Raw genomic sequence first — 21,881 nt, forward strand, 5'->3', positions numbered from 1 at the left:
CGATGAAACAGGAACCGCAAATCACCGGTGCGCAGCGCGCCGCGATCCTGCTGCTCACCCTGGGCGAGCAGGACGCCGCCGAGGTGCTCAAGCATCTGTCCGCGCGCGACGTGCAGGCAGTCGGCCAGGCCATGGCCGTGCTGACCAGCGTGTCGCGCGAACAGGTCGACAAGGTGCTCACCCGGCTGCACGACGACATGGGCTCGCAGACCGCGCTCGGCGTCGGCACCGAGGACTACATCCGCAAGATCCTCACCAACGCGCTGGGCGAGACCAAGGCGGGCAACCTGATCGACCGCATCCTGCTGGGCCGTTCCAGCAAGGGGCTCGAATCGCTCAAGTGGATGGAAGGCCGCGCCATCGCCGAGATGGTCGGCCAGGAACATCCGCAGATCATCGCGCTGGTGCTGGCGCACCTGGAACACGACCAGGCCGCCGAAGTGCTCGGCTACCTGCCCGGGCGCACGCGCTCGGACGCGATCATGCGCATCGCCACGCTCGATGGCGTGCAGCCGCACGCGCTCAACGAGCTGGACGAAATCATGGAGCGCCAGTTCTCCGGCAACACCAACAAGTTGAAGTCCGCCAGCGTGGGCGGCCTCAAGGCCGCGGCCAACATCCTCAACGCGATGGAATCCTCGCGCGAGGCCGAACTGATGGCCGCCATCCGCAGCCACGACCCGGGCCTGGGCAGCAAGATCGAAGACCTGATGTTCGTCTTCGACGACCTGGTGGAGCTGGACGACCGTTCGATGCAGGCGCTGCTGCGCGAAGTACCTTCGCCGCGCCTCATCGTGGCGCTCAAGGGCGCCGAGCCGTCGATCCGCGAAAAGATGTTCGCCAACATGTCCAAGCGCGCCGCCGACATGCTGCGCGACGACCTGGAAGTGGCCGGGCCCGTGCGCGTGTCCGAGGTGGACGCCGCGCAGAAGGAAATCCTCGGCATCGCCCGGCGCCTGGCCGATGCCGGCCAGATCACCCTCGGCGGCTCGGATGACCTGGTCTGATGAGCGCCGTCCTCAACCGCGACGCGGTCGCCGGCTACCAGCGCTGGGAGCCGCCGCAGATGGGCGACGCGCCGTCGCAGGCGCCCGCCGAACCGGCCAACCATCCCACCGTCAGCGACCTGGAAACGCTCCAGCAGCAGGCGCGTGAGGAAGGCCATGCCGCCGGCCTCGCCCAGGGCCTGGCCGAGGCGCGCGCGCAGGGGCGCGAGCGCGTCGCAAGGCTGGAGGCGATCTGCGCCCAGGCGGCGCGCCCGCTCGACGCGCTCGATGCCGCGGTGGAACAGGAGCTGGCGCAACTGGCGCTGCTCGTCGCACGACGCGTGATCGCGGAGGAACTGGCGACCCGCCCGGAGCTGATCGTGCAGGCCGTACGCCAGGCCGTCGCCGCGCTGCCGGCCGCCACGCGCGAGCTGCGCGTGCGCCTGCATCCGGACGACCTGGCGCTGATGCGCGAGCTGGAGGCCGCCGAGACGCACTGGCAACTGGTCGCCGATCCCGCCCTCAAGCGCGGCGACTGCCTGCTCGAAAGCGAACGATCGCGGCTCGATGCGCGATTGGAGACGCGCCTGGCCGTGATGATCGATGCCGTACTGGGTGACGAGACTGGCGCATGAGCCTTCGTCGCCACCCGCTTTCCCGCAAAGAGCCCGCGGCATGAACGCCTGGTCGCAGCAACTGGCCCGCCGCCGCCAGCGCGCGCAGGCGGCCCATACGCTCACGGTCGAAGGACGATTGCGCCGCGTGGTCGGGCTCACGCTCGAGGCCGAAGGCTGCGAAGCCGCGCTCGGCGCGCGCTGCCTGGTCGACACCGCCGACGGCAGCCAGCTCGACACCGAGGTGGTCGGCTTCGCCGACGAACGCCTGTTGCTGATGCCCGTCGGCGAGATGCATGGCGTGCTGCCCAACGCCCGCGTGCGCCCGCTCAGCGATGCCGGCGGCCTGCCGGTGGGCGCGGGCCTGCTCGGACGCGTGATCGGCGCCGACGGCGTGCCGCTCGATGGCATGGGTCCGCTGGACACCGGCGAACATGCCGCGCTCAAGGCCGAACCGATCAACCCGATGGCGCGCAAGCCCATCGACACCCCGCTGGACACGGGCGTGCGCGCGATCAACGCGCTGCTTACCGTCGGTCGCGGCCAGCGCCTGGGCCTGTTCGCCGGCTCCGGCGTGGGCAAGTCCACGCTGCTGGGCATGATGACCAGGTACACCGACGCCGACGTCGTGGTCGTGGGCCTGATCGGTGAGCGCGGCCGCGAGGTGAAGGAGTTTGTCGAGCACACGCTGGGCGTGGAAGGGCGCCGCCGCGCGGTGATCGTCGCCGCGCCGGCCGACGCGCCGCCGCTCAAGCGCCTGCGCGGCGCGCAGTACGCCACCGCGATCGCCGAGTGGTTCCGCGACCGCGGCCAGCGCGTGCTGCTGCTGATGGATTCGCTTACCCGCTACGCCCAGGCCCAGCGCGAGATCGCGCTGGCGATCGGGGAGCCGCCGGCGACCAAGGGCTATCCGCCGTCGGTGTTCGCCATGCTGCCGGCGCTGGTCGAACGCGCCGGCAACGATGCCGGCGGTGTCGGCTCGATCACCGCCTTCTACACCGTGCTGACCGAAGGCGACGATTACCGCCACGATCCGATCGCCGACGCGGCGCGCGCGATCCTGGACGGCCACATCGTGCTCTCGCGCGACCTGGCCGAGGCCGGCCACTACCCGGCGATCGACATCGAAGCGTCGATCAGCCGCGTGATGCCGGCGGTCACCGCCCGCGAGCACCAGCGCGCCGCGCAGCGTTTCCGTCAGGTCTATTCGGCTTACCGCCAGCAGCGCGACCTGATCGCGGTGGGCGCCTACCAGAAGGGATCCGACCCGCAGGTCGACCAGGCCATCGTGATGTGGCCCCGCCTGCGCGCGTTCCTGCAGCAGGAAGTGGACGAACCGATGAGCCTCGCCGACGGCATCGCCGCCTTGAACGCCCTGGCCGCCGAGGCCACGCAGTGAGCAAGCGCGCCGACCGACTGCAACCGGCCGCCGACCAGGCCAAACAGCGCAGCGAAGATGCGGTACTCAAGCTCGCCGAGCAGCAGCAGCGGCTGGCCAAGGCCGAGCGCCAGCTTGCCGAACTGCGCGGCTACCGCCAGGAGTACGCCAGCCCCGGCGTCGGCGGTTTGACGGCCGTTGCGCTGATGAACCGCCAGCAATTCGTCGAGCGCATCGACCGCGCGATCGACCAGCAGGTGCTGGAGATCGAACGCCAGCGCCAGTTGCTCGACCAGATGCGCGGGTCCTGGCGCGACGCGCATGCCCGCGAAGCCGCGCTGGACAACGTGATCGACCGTTATCGCGAGCAGGAACGCAAGAGCGAGGAGCGCCGCGAGCAGAACGACATCGACGAGCGCATGCAGCATCGGCGACCCGCCCGATAGGCCTTGGCGCGAAGTTTGCTGGACTGACTCGACGCATGCCGTTTGAAGCCTTGATGAGGAAGTGCCCATGAGCGCGACCACCGCCGCCGTGAACCCCGTCCAGCCGGCTCCGCCGCCGGCCCGCCCTGCCGCGGATCCGGCCGCCCGGTCGGACGACAGCCGCTTCGACCGCCACCTGGACGCCGCCCGCCAGCAGCACGGCGAGTCGCAGGACAAGCCGGCGCAGGACGAGGGCAAGCATGAGGTGGCGAAGGCCAAGGGTTCCTCGAAGACCGACGCCGACAAACAGAAGCCGGCCGACGCAAGCGCGAAGGACCCGAGCGACGCGGATGCCGCCGCGCTGGCGGCGGCCATGCTGGCGCTGATCGGCCAGGCCGCGCCGGCCAAGCCGCTCGCCGCGGCCGGCATGCCGGCGCATGCGGCGACCGGCGCCATCGCCGATGGCGCCGCCGCCAAGGCACCGGCCGCGCTGGTGTTGCTCGCCAATACCGCGGCCGCGGCAGCGACGGCCAAGCCAGCGATCAGCCTCGACGCCAATGCGTTGGCGCCGATGCTGGCCAAGCCCGCCGAGCAGAAGGACGCGTCGATCGATGTCGCGCAGCTGGGCAGCCTGTCCGCCAACCCGGTGCCGGTGCCCGACGCCGGCACGACCGCGGCGCCGGCGCACAACCTCAACCTCGCCAGCCCCGCCGGCACGCCGGCCTTCGCGCAGGAGCTGGGCCAGCACGTGGTCTGGCTGGGCCAGCAGGACGTCAAGCAGGCGCGCATCCGTTTGCATCCGGAAGATCTGGGCACGCTCGACGTCAAGGTCAGCCTGAACCACGACCGCGTCGACGTGAGTTTCGCCGTGCAGCATCCGGCGGCCGTGCACGCCGTGCAGCAGACCCTGCCGCAGCTGGACGCATTGCTGGCGCAGCATGGCCTGGCGCTGGGCCAGGCCGACGTGGGCCAGCGCCAGCAGCATGGCGAAGGTGGTCGCGGTGGCGAGGCGGCGGGTGCGATCGGAGAGGTCGACGCCGAACCGGCCGTGATGGCCAGCATGCCGGTGGCCGCGCTCGGGATGCTCGATACGTTCGCCTGACGCGGAGCGCCCCGCGACTCCGCCTGCGGCCAGCGCCCCAAGGTGAACGGGGTTTTCCGGTCGTTCTTCCGCAACGTTTCCATCGTCCGTTCTTGCCGAGCGCAGTCGCGCAGCGCCTCGCCCCGGCCCAATACCTTTCCCCATGAGAGGCGCCGAAGGGTGGGTGGAGTCCGGGCAAAGCAGGGCGCATCGGCGCCATCGAACGGTCTTCCCAACCCTTCTCCCGATGGGAGAGCGTGGCCGAGCCTTGCGTGCCTCGCCCATCCCGTTCGCTGAGCGCAGGCGCATCACGCCCGAAGTCGGAGCGCTCCCGACCCCGCCGATTTCCAGACACCCGTCGTGATCGCGACGCGCCCGTTCCCCGACGCGCGTCAAGAAAGCGCCGCGCCTGCCGCAAACCAAGCAGGACCAAGCCCTCCCGCCGTGGCACGCGGATTGCAACAAGGTCCCTGCAAGGTGGCGCCCCCCGGGAGCCAACAAGAAAAACAACACCGAGGTTTCTAAGGCATGGCAATTACGGAAGAAGAAGAAGCGGTAGCGGCGGCGCCACCGAAGAAAAAGCGCTCGCTGCTGGTGATCGGCCTGGTGGTGGCGCTGCTGGCGGTGTCCGGCGCGTGCGCGTACCTGTTCGTATCGCACGGGCAGCACAAGCCCGCCACGGCGGCGGCCGGGAAGGACGCCGGCGACGCCCAGCCGACCAAGATCCAGCCCGAATACTTCCTGCCGCTGGACCCGGCCTTCGTCGTCAACTTCCGCGACGACGACGCCATGCGCTACCTGCAGGTCGGCGTGACCCTGATGTCGCACGACCAGGCCGCGCTGGACACCGTCAAGGGTGTGGACCCGGTCGTGCGCAACGCGCTGGTGATGCTGTTCAGCCGCCAGAACTACTCGATCCTCAGCGACCCCGTCGGCAAGCAGAAGCTGCAGGCCGATGCGCTGGACGCGGTGCGCAAGATCGTCGCGGCGCGCACCGGCAAGCCCGGCATCGACGCGTTGTACTTCACCAGTTTCGTGATGCAGTGAGGCCCTGAGCGCCCATGAGCGATCTTCTTTCCCAGGACGAAATCGACGCGCTGCTCGACGGCGTCACCGGCGGCAGCGTCGCCACCGGCGAGGACGAGCCACCTCCCACCGAGGCGGTGCAGTCCTACGACTTCACCCAGCAGGACCGCATCGTGCGCGGCCGGCTGCCAACGCTGGAGATGGTCAACGACCGCTTCGCGCGCTTCTTCCGCCTGGGCGTGTTCAACGTCCTGCGCAAGAGCTGCGAGGTGTCGGTGCTCGGCGTGAAGATGGTCAAGTTCGCCGAGTACGTGCACAGCCTGGCGGTGCCGAGCAACCTCAACCTGGTGAAGATCAAGCCGCTGCGCGGCACCGCGCTGGTGGTGTTCGAGCCGCGGCTGGTGTTCACCGTGATCGACAACTTCTTCGGCGGCGACGGCCGCTTCCACGCGCGCATCGAGGGTCGCGATTTCAGCGCGATCGAAAACCGCGTGATCCAGATCATGCTCACCGAGCTGTTCGGCGCCATGACCGAGGCGTGGAACCCGGTGCTGCCGCTGGAGTTCGAGTACATGAACTCCGAGATCAACCCGCAGTTCGCCAATATCGTCAGCCCCACGGAAACCGTGGTGGTCTCGCGCTTCCACGTCGAACTCGACGGCGGCGGCGGCGAAATCCACCTGACCCTGCCATACGCGATGGTCGAGCCGATCCGCACGCTGCTCGACGCCGGCGTGCAGAGCGACCTGGCCGACCGCGACGACCGCTTCACCGAGCACTTGCACGAGGAAGTGCTCGACGCCGAGGTCGAGATCAGCTCGCTGCTGATCGAGGCGCAGCTGTCCATCGGGGATTTCCTGGGCCTGCGCCCGGGTGACGTGATCCCGGTGACGCTGCCCGAACTTTGCACCGTCTTCGCCGAAGACGTGCCGGTGTTCCGCGGCCGCTACGGCCAGGCCAACGGCCACACGGCGATCCAGTTCCAGGCCCAGGTCGGCCGGCGCGAAAGGCGCGCGGCCGGCGAATTCATCGAGAAGAAAAGCGCATGAACGCCAACGACGCCGCGGTCGCCGACCGCATCGACCCCGACACCCTGGCCGGCTTCGCCAGCGAAACCGGTGACGTCAACCTGGACATGATCCTGGACGTGCCGGTGACCTTGGCCATGGAAGTCGGCCGCACCCGGATCAGCATCCGCAACCTGCTGCAGTTGAACCAGGGCTCGGTGGTGGAACTGGACCGCGCCGCCGGCGAACCGCTGGACGTGTTCGTCAACGGCACGCTGGTCGCGCATGGCGAGGTGGTGGTGATCAACGAGAAGTTCGGCATCCGCCTGACCGACGTGGTCAGCCCGGCCGAGCGCGTGCGCAAGCTGCGTTGATCCCATGCTCGCCCTGATCTTCGCCGCGCCCACCGCCGCGCCCGACATCAACGTCGGCGGGGAGTTGTTGCGGGTGCTCTTGAGCCTGGCCGCGGTGATCGCGCTGATCTTCGTGGCCGGGTGGATGAGCCGCCGCCTGCAGGCGCGCAACCTGCCGGGTGGTCGGCGCATCCGCTGCGTGGAATCGATGGCGGTCGGCGCGCGCGAGCGCGTGCTGCTGATCGACGCCGACGGCAAGCGCCTGCTGGTCGGCGTGGGGCAGGGTGGCCTGCGCACCCTGCACGTGTACGAAGGCGTGGCTCCGGCCGATGCCAACCCGCCGGCGCCGCTGCCGGCCGCTCCCAACTTCGCGCAACTGCTGTCGCGCTGGAAAGGCAAGTCGTGAAACTGTTTTCCTTCCGCGGCGCGCGCTGGGTGCTCGCGCTGGTGCTGATGCTGTTGCCGTTGTTCGCCTTCGCCGCACCGCAGGCCGCACCCGGCCCGGCGGCGCCGGCACTGAGCATGCCGGCGAGCCCTGCCATGCCGGGCGGCATCCCGGTGCTGACCGTGCACGACGCGCCTGGCGGCGCGAAGAACTGGACGCTGTCACTGCAGTTGCTGGGCCTGATGACGGTCCTTACGCTGCTGCCGGCGATTCTTTTGATGATGACCTCGTTCACCCGGATCATCATCGTGCTCGGCTTCCTGCGCCAGGCGCTGGGCACGCAGTCGACGCCGCCCAACCAGGTGCTGCTCGGGCTGGCGCTGTTCCTGACGATGTTCGTGATGGGCCCGGTGTTCAACAAGGCCTACAGCGATGGCGTCAAGCCGTACATGGACGGCCAGCTGACCGCCGAGCAGGCGTTGCCCGCCGCCAGCGCGCCGTTCAAGCGCTTCATGCTCGACCAGACCCGTGATGCCGACCTTCAGCTGTTCACCCAGCTGGCCAAGGAGAAGCCCTACGCCAGCAAGGACGACGTGCCGTTCCGCGTGGCGATGCCGGCGTTCCTGACGAGCGAGCTGAAAACCGCGTTCCAGATGGGCTTCCTGCTGTTCATCCCGTTCCTGATCATCGACCTGGTGGTCGCCAGCGTGCTGATGTCGATGGGCATGATGATGGTCTCGCCGATGATCATCTCGCTGCCGTTCAAGATCATGCTGTTCGTGCTGGTGGATGGCTGGACGCTGCTGATCGGGACGCTGGCGGGGAGCTTCTACACGTGACCCCGGAATCCGTCATTCAATTCGGCCAGCACGCGCTGTACATCGCGATCCTGGTCGCCGCGCCGCTGCTTCTCACCGCGCTCGCCGTGGGTCTGCTGGTCGGCGTGATCCAGGCGGCCACGCAGATCAACGAGATGACCCTCTCGTTCATCCCCAAGCTGATCGCCATGGCGGTGGTCGCGCTGATCACCGGTCCGTGGATGCTGCGCACCCTGGTGCAGTTCACGCGGCAACTGATCGAGGGGCTGCCCGGTGCCGTCAAATAGTGGGGCCGTGAAATGACCACGGTGGACCTGGCCCAGCTGGAGAACTGGCTGGGCGGCCTGCTGTGGGCGCTGGGCCGCGTCGGCGGCCTGTGCCTGATCGCGCCGGTGCTGGGTTCGGGCGTGATTCCCGCGCGCATCCGCGTCGCTCTGGTGGTGATGCTGACGCTGGTGCTGGCGCCGCTCGCGCCCGCAGCGGTCGATCCGCTGAGCGCCAGCGGCGTGGCGACGATGGTCAGCCAGATCCTGATCGGCGCCTCGGTCGGCTTCGTGCTCAAGCTGGTGTTCGAAGCGGTGGCGTTTGGCGGCGAGCTGGTGGGGCAGGGCATGAGCCTGGGCTTCGCCGAGGTGGTCAATCCCGGTGGCGGCGGCAGCACGCCGGTGCTCAGCCAGTTCTACATGGTGCTGGTGACCTTGCTGTTCCTGGCGCTCAACGGCCATCTGCGGCTGATCCAGCTGCTGGCCGACAGCTTCCAGACGCTGCCGCCCGGTCCCGTGGCAATCAATGCCGAAGGGTTGCACGCGGTGGTGCTGTTCGGCACGCATCTTTTCGCCGGCGCGGTGCGTGTGGCGCTGCCGGCGGTCACCGCGCTCTTGGTGGTGAACATCGGTTTTGCCGCGATCAGTCGCGCAGCGCCTTCGATGAACCTGTTCGCGGTCGGCTTCCCGATCACCCTGTGCCTGGGTTCGATCGCGCTGTGGATGGGTCTGCGCGCGCTCCCGGGTGCGTTCGAAACGCTGCAGGACAGCGCCTGGTCGCTGATGCACGAACTGGTCGGAGGCTGATGTCATGGCCGAGAACGACGACCAGGAACGCACAGAACAACCATCGGAAAAACGGCTCAAAGAGGCCCGCGAAAAAGGCGACGTACCCCGATCGCGCGACCTTTCCGGCGCCCTGGTGGTGCTGGCCGGCGTGGCGGCGTTGCTCTCGGGCAGCGAAGGCGCGATGGCACACGCGCGCACGATCTACGGCCTCGGCCTCTCCTACAGCCGCGAGGCGCTGTTCTCCGATGCGCTGCCCGCCCGCGTACTCGGCATGGCGGTGCGCGAGGCGCTGATGCTGTTCATGCCGGTGGCTGTGGCGACCGTGCTGGCGGCCTTCGCGGGGCCGATGCTGCTCGGCGGCATCAGCTTCAGCGGCCAGGCGTTGCAGCCGAAGTTCGACCGGCTCAACCCGGTCGCCGGCCTGGGCCGCCTGGTCTCCATGCGCGGGCTGGTCGAGCTGGTCAAGTCGCTGGTCAAGCTGCTCTTCATCGGTGGCGCGCTGGCGCTGCTGCTCAAGCATTCGGTGGATGAGCTGCAGGCACTGGGCCGCGCGGACGTGGCGCTTGGCGTGGCCCGTGCGATGTCGCTGCTGGGCCGCTCGGCATTGCTGTTCGGCGCGCTGCTCGCGCTGATCGGTGGCGCGGACGCGCTCTACCAGAAGTTCGACCACGCCAAGCGCCTGCGCATGACCAGGCAGGAACTCAAGGACGAGGCCAAGGAAACCGAGGGCAACCCCGAACTCAAGGGCCGCATCCGCCAGGTGCAGTTCGAGATGTCGCGCCGCCGGATGATGCAGGAGCTGCCCAAGGCCGACGTCATCGTCACCAACCCGACCCACTTCGCCGTCGCGCTGAAATACGACGAAAACGGCGCCGGCGCGCCGCGCGTGATCGCCAAGGGCGTGGACGTGCTGGCCCAGCAGATCCGCCTGGTGGCAAGCGGCCACCGCATCCCGATGGTCGAGGCGCCGCCGCTGGCACGCGCCTTGTATGCGACTACCTCGCTGGGCCGGGAAATCCCGGTCTCGCTGTACGTGGCGGTGGCCCAGATCCTGGCCTACGTCTACCAGCTGAAGCAGGCGACGGCACGTGGCGACGAGCCGCCGCCGGCGCCGCAGCCCCAGGTCGATCCGGACCTGATGGGCCCATACAAGCTCTAGAAATTCAGGTTCTAAGGGGAACACCGCATGGCCGCCGCTGGCGCAATGGAATCTCTCAAGCAGCTCGGACGCCGCGGCGTCGGCGCGCCGGTGGTCATGCTGGCGATGCTGGCGATGGTCATGCTGCCGATGCCGCCGTTCCTGCTGGACATGCTGTTCAGCTTCAACATCGCGCTGTCGCTCGTCATTTTGTTGGCGGTGATCTACGTGATGCGGCCGCTGGAGTTCGCCGCTTTTCCGACGGTCGTGCTGATGGCGACGCTTTTACGTCTCGCCCTGAACATCGCCTCGACCCGCGTGGTGCTGCTGCACGGCCACGACGGCCCGGGGGCGGCCGGCAAGGTGATCGAGGCGTTCGGCGAGTTCGTCATCGGCGGCAACTTCGCGGTCGGCCTGGTGGTGTTCGCGATCCTCACCATCATCAACTTCGTGGTGGTCACCAAGGGCGCCACCCGCGTATCGGAAGTGACCGCCCGCTTCACCCTGGACGCGATGCCCGGCAAGCAGATGGCGATCGACGCCGATCTCAACGCCGGCCTGCTGACCCAGGAGCAAGCACGGGAGAGGCGCCAGGAAGTACGCGAGGAAGCGGACTTCTACGGCTCGATGGACGGTGCGTCCAAGTTCGTCCGCGGCGACGCCACGGCCGGCATCCTGATCCTGTTCATCAACATCATCGGCGGCTTCTTCGTCGGCATGTTCCAGCACGGCCTGGGCGCCGGCGAATCGGCCAAGACCTACACCCTGCTCACCATCGGCGACGGCCTGGTCGCGCAGGTGCCGGCGCTGATGCTCTCGATCGCCACCGCGGTGATCGTCACCCGCGTGTCCAAGTCCCAGGACATGGGCAAGCAGGTGATCGGCCAGGTGTTCGGCCAGCCGCGCGCGCTGGCGGTGGCCGGCGCGGTGCTGGGCGTGATGGGCCTGATCCCCGGCATGCCGAATCTCGCCTTCCTGCTGCTGGGCGGCTGCTGCGGCGGCGCGGCGTACCTGATGATCAAGCGCGAGCGCGAGACGAAGGAAAAGCTGGCCGAGGCGATCGCCGAACCGGCTGCCGCGCCTGCCGTTCCCCCCGAGCGCATGGAGCTCAACTGGGACGACGTCGCCAGCGTCGATCCGCTGGGCCTGGAAGTGGGCTACCGGCTGATCCCGCTGGTGGACACCCACCAGGGCGGCGAGCTAATGGGGCGGATCAAGTCGGTCCGCCGCAAGCTCTCGCAGGAATTCGGCTTCCTGGTGCCGGCGGTGCACATCCGCGACAACCTGGACCTGGGGCCCAACACCTACCGCGTCACCCTGATGGGCGTGCCGATGGGTGAGGCCGAAGTGCACAGCGAGCGCCTGATGGCGATCAACCCCGGCCGTGTGCACGGTCCGCTGCAGGGCATCCAGACCAAGGACCCGGCGTTCGGCCTGGAAGCGGTGTGGATCGAGCAGGGCCAGCGCGAGATGGCGCAGAGCCTGGGCTACACCGTGGTCGATCCGGCCACCGTGGTGGCCACGCACCTGTCGCACATCCTACAGACCCACGCGCACGAACTGATCAGCCACCAGGACGTGCAGCAGTTGCTGGACCGCCTGGCGCAAACCGCGCCCAAGCTAGTCGAAGACCTCGTGCCCAAGCGCATGGCGCTGGGCGTAGTGGTCAAGGTGCTGCAGAACCTGCTCGCCGAGCGCGTGCCGATCCGCAACATGCGCACCATCGTCGAAACCTTGGCGGAGCACGCGGGCCAGAGTCAGGATCCCGGCATGCTCACCGCCGCCGTCCGCGTCGCGCTGGGCCGCCAGATCGTGCAGGAGATCACGGGGCTGGGCACCGAGGTGCCGGTCATCACGCTGGCGCCGGAGCTCGAGCAGATCCTCATGAACTCGCTCTCCGGCGGTGGCGTGGCTGGCGCGGCGGTCGAACCGGGCCTGGCCGACCGGCTGCAGCAGAGCGTCGCCGACGCCGCGCGCCGCCAGGAAATGAGCGGCGAAGCGGCGGTGTTGCTGGTCGCGCCGCAGCTTCGTCCGTGGCTCGCGCGCTTCACCCGCCACGTGGCACAGAACCTGCACGTACTGGCCTACAACGAGGTGCCGGACAACCGCAGGGTGCGGCTGGTCCAGGCGCTGGGACGTTAAAGGCCGGGAGACGGGCATCGTGATTCGCCAGTTGCACATGCAGACAGCGCAAGGCCCTGGGGCCGCCGCGGCGATGGACACGATGGCCGCGACCCGCTTGCGGAGCAGGCAATGAAGATCAAACGTTTCGTGGCGCCGGACATGCGCCAGGCGATGCGCGAAGTACGCGAGGAGCAGGGACCCGATGCGGTGATCCTGTCCACGCGCAAGCTCGACGAAGGCATCGAGATCATCGCCGCCGTCGATTACGACGAGGCGCTGGTGCGCGAAGCCGCGCGCCATGGCGCGGCCCCCGCGCCGGCCGCCGAGCCCCCGGCGCTGCCGCCGCGTGCCGCCGCCATACCGCCGCCGCCGGTGCGCGAGGCGCGCGTCGAAACGCTGGCGCCTGCCAATCGTCCGACGCCGATCGAGATCGCCGCGAAGGCCTCGGTCGCCCCGGAGGAAAGAGAGCCGAAGCCGGTGCGTGCCGAAGTGCGCGCTCCGCACGTCTCGCCCCGCGTCCAGGCCGAGGGTCTGGTCCAGGCGAAGGCGCAACCGTCGCCGTCTCAGCCGGCGCCCGAAGCTCCTGCCGAGCCGGCGGTCCATCCGTTGATCGAGCGTGCCGCGCAGGACACGGTGCGCATGCGCGCAGAGCTTTCCAGCCTGCGCGAGATGCTCGAGATGCAGCTCTCCAGCCTCGCCTGGAACGACATGGAACGCCGCCAGCCGATGCACACCCGCGTGCTGCGCGAGCTGACCCGGCTGGGCATCGACGCCGACGTCGCCCGCGCGCTGGCCGATGAACTGCCGCCGCAGATGACGCCCGAGCAGGCGCGCTACCTGCCGCTGGGCATGTTGAGCCGTGGCATCGCCGTCAGCGGCCGCGGCCGCTCGGACGAAGCCGGCGTTACCGCGCTGGTCGGCCCGACCGGCGTGGGCAAGACCACGACGCTGGCGAAACTCGCGGCCCGGGCAGTGGTGCGCCACGGCGCCTCGCAGGTCGCGCTGGTCAGTACCGACCATTACCGCATCGGCGCCGCCGCGCAACTGGAGCACTACGGTCGCCTGCTCGGCGTGCGGGTGTACCCGGCGTACGACGCGCAGAGCCTGCGCCAGGTGCTGGAACTGCTGAAGGGTTGCCACACCGTGCTGGTCGACACCGCGGGCCTGGCCGGCAACGACCCGCGGCTGAAGGAACAGCTCGAGGCGCTGGGCGAGGCCGGCGACCTGCGCGTCTGCCTGGTGTTGGCCGCCAATGCGCAGGCGCAGTCGCTGGAAGAAGCCGTGCGCGCGTACCTGCCGGCCAATCCGCACGCGGCGATCCTGACCAAACTCGACGAGGCGCCCAGCCTCGGCGGCGCACTGTCGGTGCTTATCCGCCACCGGCTGGCGCTGGACTACACCACCGACGGCCAGCGCGTGCCAGAGGACATCGCCGCCGCCGATGCACGCCTCTTGGTGTGCCGCGCCGCGCAGGCGCTCAAGGGCAATGCGCCGGCCGCCGACGAGGCGGTGCTGGCCGAGCGTTTCGGGACGATGGTGGCCCAGGCATGAGCGGAATCCTTGCAATGAATCAGGCGTGGGGCTTGAAAGACATGTTCAACGCGATCACGGGCGAGCGCGATGCCGCGCCGGCCGCACCGCACCGGCCGCACCAGGCGGCCAACGCAGGCGCACCGCGCCGCCGCTGCCGCGCGATCGCGGTCGCCGGCGGCAAGGGCGGCGTCGGCAAGACCACCGTGGCGGTCAACCTCGGGATGAGCCTGGCGATGGCCGGGCGCGAGGTGATGCTGCTGGATGCCGACATGGGCCTGGCCAATGTCGACGTACTGCTCGGCCTGGCGCCCTCGCGCCACCTGGGCCACCTGCTGGACGGCACGGCCACGCTGGAGGAGCTGCTGCTTGACGCCCCGCACGGGCTCAAGGTCATCCCCGGCGGGTCCGGTGCGCGGCGCCTGGCGCAGCTGGGCAACGGCGAGCATGCCGCGGTGATCCGCGCGTTCGACGAGCTGCCCCGTCCGCCGGACTACCTGCTGGTCGATACCGCCGCGGGCCTGTCGGACAACGTGGCGATGTTCGCCGCGGCGGCCGATGACGTCGTGCTGGTGGTCTGCGACGAGCCGGCCTCGCTCACCGACGCCTACGCACTGATCAAGGTCCTCTCCCGCGACTTTGGCGTGCGCCGCTTCCGCTTCGTCGCCAACATGGTGCGCAACCTGGGCGAGGCCCGCGCGCTGCACCAGAAGCTGGCCAAGGTCAGCGACCGCTTCCTGGACGTGGTGCTGGATTTCTTCGGGTTCGTGCCGCAGGACGAGCGGCTCAAGCAGGCCATCCGGCGCCAGAACGCGGTGGTGGACATGTGGCCGGCGGCGCGTTCGTCGCAGGCATTCAAGCAATTGGCAGGTGCGGTCGATAACTGGGAGGAACCCGCGCGCGCGGGCCTGGACCGCATCGCATTCTTCGGTGGCCAGGCCGTGACGGCGTCGGGGTGGTGAGATGAGCGTGGCATCGGAATATCTCCAGCTGCAAAAACAGAGTGCAGATGAGTTGGTGCGCCAGCACGCGCCACTGGTGCGTCGTATTGCCTATCACCTGATGGGCCGCCTTCCCCCCAGCGTGGACGTGGGCGACCTGATCCAGTCCGGCATGATCGGCCTGCTCGAGGCCGCGCGGCACTACGCCACCGACCGCGCCGCCAGCTTCGAGACCTACGCCGGCATCCGCATCCGCGGCGCCATGCTCGACGAGCTGCGCAAGACCGACTGGACCCCCCGCTCGGTGCACCGCAAGGTGCGCGAAGTGGCCGAGGTGGTGCGCCAGATCGAGATCGAGACCGGCGCCGACGCCGAGGATGCCGAAGTCATCAAGCGCCTCGGCGTGAGCGCGGAGGACTACCACCAGATTCTCGCCGACGCCGCCAGCGCGCGCCTGCTCAGCCTCACCGCGCCGGACGACGGCGACGGCGCGCCAGCCTTCGACGTGGTCGACCAGGGCACCCTGGGGCCGGCCGAGAGCATCGAGCAGGACGGCCTGCGCCAGGCGTTGATCGACGGCATCTCCGGCCTGCCCGAGCGCGAGCAGCTGGTCATGTCGCTGTACTACGAGCAGGAATTGAACCTGAAGGAAATCGGCGCCGTGCTCGGCGTGACCGAGTCGCGCGTGTGCCAGATCCACGGCCAGGCGATCGTGCGGCTGCGTGCGCGCATGGGCGACTGGCGCGACGACGTGCAGGGGGAGTCGGAAACCGGCGCCCGCAAAGGCAAGGGCCGCCGCGCTTCATCCGATCGTTCCGTTTCCCGCTGACCCCTCCGACTTCCGATCCGAATCCCGATTTCCTACCAGAGGAACCAATGGACAAGAACATGAAAATCCTCGTGGTGGACGACTTCTCCACCATGCGGCGCATCGTCAGGAACCTGCTGGTGGAGCTGGGTTTCACCAACACGCTGATCCAGGAAGCCGACGACGGCAACAACGCGCTGACCATGCTGAAAAGCCAGCCGTTCGACATGGTCGTGACCGACTGGAACATGCCCAACATGACCGGCATCGACCTGTTGCGCGCGATCCGCGCCGAACCCTCGCTCAAGGGCCTGCCGGTGCTGATGGTTACCGCCGAGAACAACCGCGACCAGATCATCGCTGCGGCCCAGGCGGGCGTGAACGGCTACATCGTCAAGCCGTTCAACGCGGTCACGCTGAAGGAGAAGCTCACCAAGATCTTCGAGCGCCTGGCCGCCGCGGGAGCCAGCGCATGAGCGCCGTGCTTTCCACCTTCGACGAAACCGCGCTGCCGCAAGAGCTGCAGGACCTGCTCAACAGCGAAGATGGCGCGGCCTTCGAGCACGCGCTCGATGCGCTGGTGCGCCAGCGCGAGCAGCATCTGTTCCGGGCGCTGGGCCTGCTCGCGCGCGACCTGCATGGCGCGGTCAGCCGGCTCGGCAACGACTTGGCGCACGAAGGTGTGCCGGGCAAGGTCGCCGACGTGCGCAAGCACCTGAACGACGTGCTGGAGATGAGCGCCCAGGCGGCCCATCGCAGCATCGATTTCGCCGAACGCATGAGCCCCGAGGCCGACGCGCTGGCACAGAGCGCCGAGCAGGTGCTCGCCTCGGCGGCACCATGCGACCCGGTCGCGGACCTGGCGCGCCAGGCCGGCAACTTCGCAGGCGCATGCCGCGAGGGCCTCAACGACATGGTGATGGCGCAGTCCTGGCAGGATCTGTCCGGCCAGCGCATCAAGAAGGTGGTCAACTTCATCGAGTCGGTGGAGTCCTCGCTGCTGGAGCTGGTCCGCCTGACCGGTGCATTGTCCGGCCGCGAGCCGCCGCCGGTGGTGGAGAAGATCTCCGGCCAGGACGAGGCGGACCGCCTGCTCAGCGAATTCGGTTTCTAAGGGAGTCCCAGGCGAATGGATCCCTCGCTCGACGCCGAACTGCGCGACGATTTCCTGGTCGAGGCCGGGGAGCTGGTCGAGCGCCTGTCGGAACAACTGGTCGAGCTGGAAGCCAGCCCGCGCGATGCCGAGCTGCTGAACGCGGTGTTCCGCGCCTTCCATACGGTCAAGGGTGGCGCGGGCTTCCTCGCCATCGAGCCGATGGTGCAGCTGTGCCATCACGCCGAGGACCTGCTCAACGTCGCCCGCAACGGCGCGCTGGTGCTGGATTCGGCGAGGATGGACGCACTGCTCGAAGCGCTGGACCTGCTCAACGCGATGATGGATGCGCTGCGGGGCGGCACCTCGATGGCCATGCCGCCGCCTGCGCTGCTCAAGCGGCTGACGCCAGGCGCCGCGGTGCCCGCGCCGCCGCCGGTCGCCGCGCCCGTGGCCGCACCGCCGGCGGACGGCAGCATCGACGACAGCGAATTCGAAGCCCTGCTGGACAGCCTGTACGGCACCGCCGCGCCGGGCACCGTCGCACCGGCGCCGGCCGCGCCGTCACCGTCCAACATCAGCGACGACGAATTCGAGGCGCTGCTGGACAACCTGCATGGCACAGCGGCGCCCGGCGCCAGCGTCGCGCCGACAGCCAGCACCACCATCGGCGACGACGAGTTCGAGGCACTGCTCGACAACCTGCACGGCAAGGGCGGTACTCCCGGCGCGGCGCCGGTTCCGGCTCCGGCTCCTGCTCCGGCGCCCGCTCCGGCACCGGCCCGCGCGACCGCGCCGGCCGAGACCAGCGTGCGCGTGGACACTGGCCGGCTGGATGCACTGGTCAATCGCGCCGGCGAACTGGTGCTGGTCCGCAACCGCCTGCAGAGCCTGGCCCAGAAGAGCGGCGACGACATGCTGGCGCAGGCCGCGGCCGAACTCGACCGCGTCGCCGACGAGATGCAAGGCGCGGTGCTGTCCATGCGCATGCAGCCGGTCGGTCGGCTGTTCCAGCGCTTTCCGCGCATCGTGCGCGACCTCGCCCGCCAGCTGGGCAAGGAAGTGGACCTGGTGACCGAAGGCGAGGGCACCGACCTCGATCGCAGCCTGGTCGAGGCGCTCGCCGATCCGCTGATCCACCTGTTGCGCAACGCACTGGACCACGGGCTGGAAATGCCCGAGGAACGCGTCAAGGTCGGCAAGTCGCGCCGTGGCACGGTGCGCCTGTCCGCCAGCCAGCGCGGCGAGCGCATCGTCATCGCGGTGAGCGACGACGGCCACGGCATGAACCCCGAGGTGCTCAAGCGCAAGGCGGTCGAGAAGGGCGTGATCGACGCGGCCCAGGCCGCGCGCCTGAGCGAGAACGAGTGCTACGAACTGATCTTCCGCCCGGGCTTTTCCACCGCCGCGCAGATCTCCGACATCTCCGGCCGCGGCGTCGGCATGGACGTGGTCAAGACGCGCGTGGCCGAGCTCGGCGGCACCCTGCAGGTGCGCTCGAAGCTCGGCCAGGGCAGCGAACTGCAGCTGACCGTGCCGCTGACCCTGGCGATCCTGCGCGTCCTGATGGTGCGCGTGGGCCCGCGCCTGTTCGCGCTGCCACTGTCCAACGTGGAGGAAGTGTTCGAACTGTCCGCGGGCCAGGACCGCATGCTCGATGGCCGGCTGGTCGCCAACCACCGCGGCCGCGCGCTGCCGCTGGGCGACCTGGCCGGCTGGGCCGGCGTGGTCGGCGTCGCGCCGCGCCACGTGGTGGTGCTGCACATCGGCCACCAGCGCATCGGTTGCCTGGTGCACGAGGTGCTCGGCCGCGAGGACGTCATGGCCAAGCCGCTGGGTCCGCTGTTCGAGGGCCTGCCGGGCATCGCCGGTGCCACGGTCACCGGCGACGGTGCGCTGGCGCTGGTGCTGGACCTGGCCGGCCTAGCCGACGATGGCGGGCAGCTCCTGCCGTCATTGAGGGCGGCGGGCTGACATGGACGTGGTGAGCCTCGTCGGCACGATCCTGGCCTTCCTGGTCATCATCGTCGGCACCATCCTCAAAGGCTCCACGGTCGGCGCGCTGGTCAACCCGGCCGCGTTCGTGATCGTCTTCGCCGGCACCATCGCCGCCTTGATGGTGCAGACGCCCGGCAGCGTGCTCAAGCGCGCGCTGGGCATGCTGCCGATGGTCTACCGCCCGCCGGTGTTCCAGCCCTCGGACCTGATTGCCCGCATCATCGGCTGGAGCGAGATCTCCCGCCGGCAGGGCCTGCTCGGCCTCGAACCGAGGATCGACGAGGAAAGCGACGGCTTCGTGCGCAAGGGCCTGCAGATGCTGGTCGACGGCGGCGAGCCGGACGCGATCCGCGGCGTGCTCGAGGTCGAGATGGAGGCGCGCGAGCACAACGAGCTGGTCGCCGCCAAGGTGTTCGAGAACGCCGGCATCTACTCCCCGACGATGGGCATCATCGGCGCCGTGATGGGGTTGATGGCGGTGATGCAGAACCTCGCCGACCCCAGCAAGCTTGGCCACGGCATCGCCGCGGCCTTCGTCGCCACCATCTACGGCGTGGCGCTGGCCAACCTGCTGATGCTGCCGATGTCAGCGCGGCTGAAGGGCCTGGTGCGCAAGCAGACGCAGATGCGCGAGATCCTCGTCGAAGGTCTGGTGTCGATCGCCGAAGGGGACAACCCGCGGCAGATCGAGGCCAAGCTGCAGGGGTATCTGTCGTGAAAAAAAAGCATCACCACGAGGATCACGTCAACCATGAGGCCTGGGCGATTCCCTACGCCGACCTGATGACGCTGCTGCTCGCTTTCTTCGTGGTGATGTATGCGGTCTCGGTCGTCAACGAGGGCAAGTACCGCGTGATGTCCGAGTCGATCATCGAGGCGTTCAACGGCTCCAGCCACGTGATCGCGCCGATGCCGGCACAGAATGCGAAGCCGCACAACGTCGACCCGGCCATCGCCGCGCCGCAGGGCCAGCCCGGCGCGGCCGTCGCGCCGGTGGCCGTGCCGATCCCGTTGCGCCCGGCGCCGCGGCGGATGGTCGCCGAACGCGCCCCGCACGAGACCTTGCGCGACGTGCAAGCCACGCAGGAAGCGCAGCGCCAGGCGAACCTCACGCGCATCCAGCACGAGGTGGAAAAGGCGCTGCAACCGCTGATCGACAGGCAGCAGGTCGTCGTGCGCCGCACGGCCAACTGGCTGGAGATCGAGATCCGCACCGACATCCTGTTCCCCAGCGGCGTGGCGCAGCTCTCGCACCAGGCCGATGCGGTGCTGAGCAGCCTGGGCGGCATCCTGGCGCCGTTCGGCAACCCCTTGCGCATCGAGGGCTATACCGACGACAAGCCGATCAATACGGCCGTCTTTCCGTCCAACTGGGAACTGTCTGCCGCCCGCGCCGCCAGCGTGGCGCGGCTATTCACCGAACACGGGGTGAGCCCCTCGCGGCTTGGGATCATCGGCTGGGGCCAGTTCCGCCCGGCGGCCGACAACGTGACCGTCGAAGGCCGCAACCGCAATCGCCGCGTCCTGGTCGTGGTGCTGAGCGACCACGCCACGCCGACGCGCTATTCCGGCGACGCCGATCGGCTCGGCCAGCTTGCCGACGTCGCTCCGTCCTCCGATGCGCCCGCCACGCCTGTCCCGCCGGGCGCGGGACTGGCCAGGGCCGGTGCCACGGAAGGCACGCCCAAGGCTGCGGTGCATGTCGTCGAGCCACCGTTGATCGTCACGCCCGGGCACGGCAAATGAGCCGCGCCGCCACCACCATGAAAACCAAGCCATGAATGCTCCGGCCACCCCGAACACCCAGCACTGGCTCACCTTCCAACTGGACGGCCAGGCCTACGCCGCACCGCTGGTCCAGGTCAGCGAGGTGATCCGCGTCGGCGAGGTGACGCCGGTTCCGGGCGCCGCTGCCGACCTGCTCGGCATCCGCCATCTGCGCGGACGCGTGGTGCCGGTGCTGGATGGCCGCCGCCGGCTAGGCCTGCCACCGCGCGATGGCGACACCGACAGCGTGCGCGTGGTGATGCTCAACCATGCCAGCCATGCCGTCGGCCTGCGCGTCGATGCGGTGGGCGAGTTGCTGTTGCCGGGCGCCGATGCCGTCGCACCGCCGCCGCCAGGTCGCGCCGCGCGGGTGGATGATCCGGTCACCGGCGTGTTGCCATGGAAGGGTGGTTTCGTCGCGCTGCTGGACGTGCGCCGGCTGTGCCGGTTGCCGGAGGCGGATGCGGCGTAAGTGTGGGCTCGCCGCAAGGCTGCCCCATCCGCCCTCCGGCACTTCCCCTGCAGGCGGGGGGAAGGAACAACCCTGGCGTAGAGCTCCCCGACCGAGCCTTCCCCGTTGACGGGGGGAGGGAGCCGACCGGCGGAAGGGGCGACCTTGCCGGATCAATCCGGCTCTTTCGGCACCTCGCCGTAGCCCGCCGCCTGCAGCTCCTCACGCGTGGTCAGCGCCGACAGCGAGAGCTTCATGCCCGGCCGGATGTTGGCGGCAACGAAGTTCTGGTGCCCGAGCGCCTGCCCGCAAACCACCATGTCCACATTGGCCTGGTGCAGTTGCCGGATCAAGCCTGCGTTCGGGTTGGGGCGCCCGAACTTCTTCCGGTAGGCCGCGTCCGACAGCGCGAGGTCGACGCCTTGCCCGTAGAACAGCACCACCAGGTGCACCTTGTCGTTGGGCACGCCCGCCAGCGCATACAGGTTGAGAAGCTTGGCCGCGGTGTGCAGCCGCCGGTTGATTTCACCGTGGCTGGGTTCGTCGCTGTCGATGTCGATGTACAGGCGATGGTCGGCCCGGGTCGAGGGCATCAGCGCGTCCGGGCCCACCGGCAACACGCCGCCGGCGCCATGAATGCGCGGGTAGGTGAGGCGCGGGTCGGGGCGCGGGCGCGAGACCGTGAAGGCAACGGCCGCGGCACAGGCCACCAGCAGCAGGACGACGCCGCTCCAGGCCAGCATGCGGCGGATCGGCGAAGGGGCGAGATCATCGTCGGACATGGTGGTCGCTTTGCTTTGGGACATCCCTGAGTGGTCTCCTCCGGCCGGGTCGCCCCGGCTCGCGAAATGCGCCAGTCAGTGTAGGAACGGCGCGTGAATTGGCAGGCAAAAACCAGGGCCCGCA

At 69.2% G+C, this 21,881-nt stretch carries 24 protein-coding genes; 23 read left to right on the forward strand and 1 reads right to left on the reverse strand.

All coding sequences use genetic code 11. The features are described 5' to 3' along the window. The first annotated feature begins 2 nt into the window (after positions 1-2). From fliG to ACFWZ1_RS04450, 23 genes are all read left to right on the forward strand, one after another. Positions 3-1,007: a flagellar motor switch protein FliG gene (gene fliG / locus ACFWZ1_RS04340; protein WP_231324011.1), complete on the forward strand. Its 1,005-nt coding sequence runs from the start codon at positions 3-5 to the stop codon at positions 1,005-1,007. Continuing rightward, a complete protein-coding gene (locus ACFWZ1_RS04345; RefSeq protein ID WP_231324013.1) occupies positions 1,007-1,621 on the forward strand; it encodes a flagellar assembly protein FliH in 615 nt (204 codons plus the stop codon). The genes fliG and ACFWZ1_RS04345 overlap by 1 nt, the downstream gene beginning before the upstream one ends. A gap of 40 nt (positions 1,622-1,661) precedes the next feature. Then, complete coding sequence (gene fliI, locus ACFWZ1_RS04350) at positions 1,662-2,999, forward strand: flagellar protein export ATPase FliI (protein WP_439665568.1); 1,338 nt, start codon at positions 1,662-1,664, stop codon at positions 2,997-2,999. After that, positions 2,996-3,424 carry a flagellar export protein FliJ gene (fliJ, locus tag ACFWZ1_RS04355; protein WP_439665569.1) on the forward strand — a complete coding sequence of 143 codons (429 nt, stop codon included), beginning with the start codon at positions 2,996-2,998 and terminating at the stop codon, positions 3,422-3,424. Before fliI ends, fliJ begins: the two co-directional genes overlap by 4 nt. Before the next feature lie 67 nt (positions 3,425-3,491). Continuing rightward, positions 3,492-4,505, forward strand: a complete 1,014-nt coding sequence (locus tag ACFWZ1_RS04360) for a flagellar hook-length control protein FliK (protein WP_439665570.1) — start codon at positions 3,492-3,494, stop codon at positions 4,503-4,505. A gap of 507 nt (positions 4,506-5,012) precedes the next feature. Next, positions 5,013-5,531, forward strand: a complete 519-nt coding sequence (locus ACFWZ1_RS04365) for a flagellar basal body-associated FliL family protein (RefSeq protein ID WP_439665571.1) — start codon at positions 5,013-5,015, stop codon at positions 5,529-5,531. Between the two features lie 14 nt (positions 5,532-5,545). Beyond that, complete coding sequence (gene fliM, locus ACFWZ1_RS04370; protein ID WP_231324023.1) at positions 5,546-6,559, forward strand: flagellar motor switch protein FliM; 1,014 nt, start codon at positions 5,546-5,548, stop codon at positions 6,557-6,559. Next, entirely contained in the window at positions 6,556-6,891 is a 336-nt protein-coding gene (gene fliN / locus ACFWZ1_RS04375) for a flagellar motor switch protein FliN (protein ID WP_439665572.1), read from the forward strand. Before fliM ends, fliN begins: the two co-directional genes overlap by 4 nt. 4 nt (positions 6,892-6,895) lie before the next feature. Continuing rightward, positions 6,896-7,276 carry a flagellar biosynthetic protein FliO gene (gene fliO / locus ACFWZ1_RS04380; protein WP_439665573.1) on the forward strand — a complete coding sequence of 127 codons (381 nt, stop codon included), beginning with the start codon at positions 6,896-6,898 and terminating at the stop codon, positions 7,274-7,276. Between the two features lie 47 nt (positions 7,277-7,323). After that, positions 7,324-8,094 carry a flagellar type III secretion system pore protein FliP gene (gene fliP / locus ACFWZ1_RS04385; RefSeq protein WP_439666869.1) on the forward strand — a complete coding sequence of 257 codons (771 nt, stop codon included), beginning with the start codon at positions 7,324-7,326 and terminating at the stop codon, positions 8,092-8,094. Beyond that, entirely contained in the window at positions 8,091-8,360 is a 270-nt protein-coding gene (gene fliQ / locus ACFWZ1_RS04390) for a flagellar biosynthesis protein FliQ (RefSeq protein WP_209615958.1), read from the forward strand. Before fliP ends, fliQ begins: the two co-directional genes overlap by 4 nt. Before the next feature lie 12 nt (positions 8,361-8,372). Beyond that, positions 8,373-9,143: a flagellar biosynthetic protein FliR gene (fliR, locus tag ACFWZ1_RS04395; protein ID WP_231324029.1), complete on the forward strand. Its 771-nt coding sequence runs from the start codon at positions 8,373-8,375 to the stop codon at positions 9,141-9,143. 4 nt (positions 9,144-9,147) lie between these two features. Further along, positions 9,148-10,284 carry a flagellar biosynthesis protein FlhB gene (gene flhB, locus ACFWZ1_RS04400; RefSeq protein WP_439665574.1) on the forward strand — a complete coding sequence of 379 codons (1,137 nt, stop codon included), beginning with the start codon at positions 9,148-9,150 and terminating at the stop codon, positions 10,282-10,284. 27 nt (positions 10,285-10,311) lie between these two features. Further along, complete coding sequence (gene flhA, locus ACFWZ1_RS04405) at positions 10,312-12,405, forward strand: flagellar biosynthesis protein FlhA (RefSeq protein WP_231324033.1); 2,094 nt, start codon at positions 10,312-10,314, stop codon at positions 12,403-12,405. Positions 12,406-12,516: 111 nt separating this feature from the next. Beyond that, the gene (gene flhF, locus ACFWZ1_RS04410) at positions 12,517-13,938 is read left to right on the forward strand and encodes a flagellar biosynthesis protein FlhF (protein WP_439665575.1); all 1,422 of its coding nucleotides are present in this window, start codon (positions 12,517-12,519) and stop codon (positions 13,936-13,938) included. Further along, positions 13,935-14,879: a MinD/ParA family protein gene (locus tag ACFWZ1_RS04415; protein WP_439665576.1), complete on the forward strand. Its 945-nt coding sequence runs from the start codon at positions 13,935-13,937 to the stop codon at positions 14,877-14,879. The genes flhF and ACFWZ1_RS04415 overlap by 4 nt, the downstream gene beginning before the upstream one ends. A gap of 1 nt (position 14,880) precedes the next feature. Further along, positions 14,881-15,687 carry an RNA polymerase sigma factor FliA gene (locus ACFWZ1_RS04420; protein ID WP_439665577.1) on the forward strand — a complete coding sequence of 269 codons (807 nt, stop codon included), beginning with the start codon at positions 14,881-14,883 and terminating at the stop codon, positions 15,685-15,687. Between the two features lie 47 nt (positions 15,688-15,734). After that, a complete protein-coding gene (locus ACFWZ1_RS04425) occupies positions 15,735-16,142 on the forward strand; it encodes a chemotaxis response regulator CheY (protein ID WP_231324039.1) in 408 nt (135 codons plus the stop codon). Further along, positions 16,139-16,780 (forward strand): protein phosphatase CheZ, encoded by a 642-nt coding sequence (locus tag ACFWZ1_RS04430; RefSeq protein WP_231324040.1) that lies wholly within the window; start codon positions 16,139-16,141, stop codon positions 16,778-16,780. Before ACFWZ1_RS04425 ends, ACFWZ1_RS04430 begins: the two co-directional genes overlap by 4 nt. 15 nt (positions 16,781-16,795) lie before the next feature. Next, entirely contained in the window at positions 16,796-18,733 is a 1,938-nt protein-coding gene (locus ACFWZ1_RS04435; protein ID WP_439665578.1) for a chemotaxis protein CheA, read from the forward strand. Between the two features lies 1 nt (position 18,734). After that, entirely contained in the window at positions 18,735-19,475 is a 741-nt protein-coding gene (locus ACFWZ1_RS04440) for a flagellar motor protein (protein ID WP_231324044.1), read from the forward strand. After that, on the forward strand, positions 19,472-20,503 hold the full coding sequence (gene motD, locus ACFWZ1_RS04445; protein WP_439665579.1) for a flagellar motor protein MotD: 1,032 nt from the start codon (positions 19,472-19,474) through the stop codon (positions 20,501-20,503). Before ACFWZ1_RS04440 ends, motD begins: the two co-directional genes overlap by 4 nt. Before the next feature lie 31 nt (positions 20,504-20,534). Continuing rightward, entirely contained in the window at positions 20,535-20,996 is a 462-nt protein-coding gene (locus tag ACFWZ1_RS04450) for a chemotaxis protein CheW (RefSeq protein WP_439665580.1), read from the forward strand. Positions 20,997-21,148: 152 nt separating this feature from the next. On the opposite strand, the gene ACFWZ1_RS04455 is transcribed toward ACFWZ1_RS04450, so the two are convergent. Then, entirely contained in the window at positions 21,149-21,781 is a 633-nt protein-coding gene (locus ACFWZ1_RS04455) for a DsrE family protein (protein WP_231324050.1), read from the reverse strand. Between the last annotated feature and the right edge of the window lie 100 nt (positions 21,782-21,881).

The sequence above is a fragment of the Frateuria sp. GZRe14 genome, from assembly GCF_051900395.1.
Classification (GTDB): Bacteria; Pseudomonadota; Gammaproteobacteria; order Xanthomonadales; family Rhodanobacteraceae; genus Frateuria_A; species Frateuria_A edaphi.

What these genes read in the sequence shown, in the direction of transcription:
- fliG (WP_231324011.1), top strand. Translation starts at nt 3, where the DNA reads ATGAAACAGGAACCGCAAATCACCGGTGCGCAGCGCGCCGCGATCCTG.
- ACFWZ1_RS04345 (WP_231324013.1), top strand. Translation starts at nt 1,007, where the DNA reads ATGAGCGCCGTCCTCAACCGCGACGCGGTCGCCGGCTACCAGCGCTGG.
- fliI (WP_439665568.1), top strand. Translation starts at nt 1,662, where the DNA reads ATGAACGCCTGGTCGCAGCAACTGGCCCGCCGCCGCCAGCGCGCGCAG.
- ACFWZ1_RS04360 (WP_439665570.1), top strand. Translation starts at nt 3,492, where the DNA reads ATGAGCGCGACCACCGCCGCCGTGAACCCCGTCCAGCCGGCTCCGCCG.
- ACFWZ1_RS04365 (WP_439665571.1), top strand. Translation starts at nt 5,013, where the DNA reads ATGGCAATTACGGAAGAAGAAGAAGCGGTAGCGGCGGCGCCACCGAAG.
- fliM (WP_231324023.1), top strand. Translation starts at nt 5,546, where the DNA reads ATGAGCGATCTTCTTTCCCAGGACGAAATCGACGCGCTGCTCGACGGC.
- fliN (WP_439665572.1), top strand. Translation starts at nt 6,556, where the DNA reads ATGAACGCCAACGACGCCGCGGTCGCCGACCGCATCGACCCCGACACC.
- fliO (WP_439665573.1), top strand. Translation starts at nt 6,896, where the DNA reads ATGCTCGCCCTGATCTTCGCCGCGCCCACCGCCGCGCCCGACATCAAC.
- fliP (WP_439666869.1), top strand. Translation starts at nt 7,324, where the DNA reads ATGCTGTTGCCGTTGTTCGCCTTCGCCGCACCGCAGGCCGCACCCGGC.
- fliR (WP_231324029.1), top strand. Translation starts at nt 8,373, where the DNA reads ATGACCACGGTGGACCTGGCCCAGCTGGAGAACTGGCTGGGCGGCCTG.
- flhB (WP_439665574.1), top strand. Translation starts at nt 9,148, where the DNA reads ATGGCCGAGAACGACGACCAGGAACGCACAGAACAACCATCGGAAAAA.
- flhA (WP_231324033.1), top strand. Translation starts at nt 10,312, where the DNA reads ATGGCCGCCGCTGGCGCAATGGAATCTCTCAAGCAGCTCGGACGCCGC.
- flhF (WP_439665575.1), top strand. Translation starts at nt 12,517, where the DNA reads ATGAAGATCAAACGTTTCGTGGCGCCGGACATGCGCCAGGCGATGCGC.
- ACFWZ1_RS04415 (WP_439665576.1), top strand. Translation starts at nt 13,935, where the DNA reads ATGAGCGGAATCCTTGCAATGAATCAGGCGTGGGGCTTGAAAGACATG.
- ACFWZ1_RS04420 (WP_439665577.1), top strand. Translation starts at nt 14,881, where the DNA reads ATGAGCGTGGCATCGGAATATCTCCAGCTGCAAAAACAGAGTGCAGAT.
- ACFWZ1_RS04425 (WP_231324039.1), top strand. Translation starts at nt 15,735, where the DNA reads ATGGACAAGAACATGAAAATCCTCGTGGTGGACGACTTCTCCACCATG.
- ACFWZ1_RS04430 (WP_231324040.1), top strand. Translation starts at nt 16,139, where the DNA reads ATGAGCGCCGTGCTTTCCACCTTCGACGAAACCGCGCTGCCGCAAGAG.
- ACFWZ1_RS04435 (WP_439665578.1), top strand. Translation starts at nt 16,796, where the DNA reads ATGGATCCCTCGCTCGACGCCGAACTGCGCGACGATTTCCTGGTCGAG.
- ACFWZ1_RS04440 (WP_231324044.1), top strand. Translation starts at nt 18,735, where the DNA reads ATGGACGTGGTGAGCCTCGTCGGCACGATCCTGGCCTTCCTGGTCATC.
- ACFWZ1_RS04450 (WP_439665580.1), top strand. Translation starts at nt 20,535, where the DNA reads ATGAATGCTCCGGCCACCCCGAACACCCAGCACTGGCTCACCTTCCAA.
- ACFWZ1_RS04455 (WP_231324050.1), bottom strand. Translation starts at nt 21,781, where the DNA reads ATGTCCCAAAGCAAAGCGACCACCATGTCCGACGATGATCTCGCCCCT.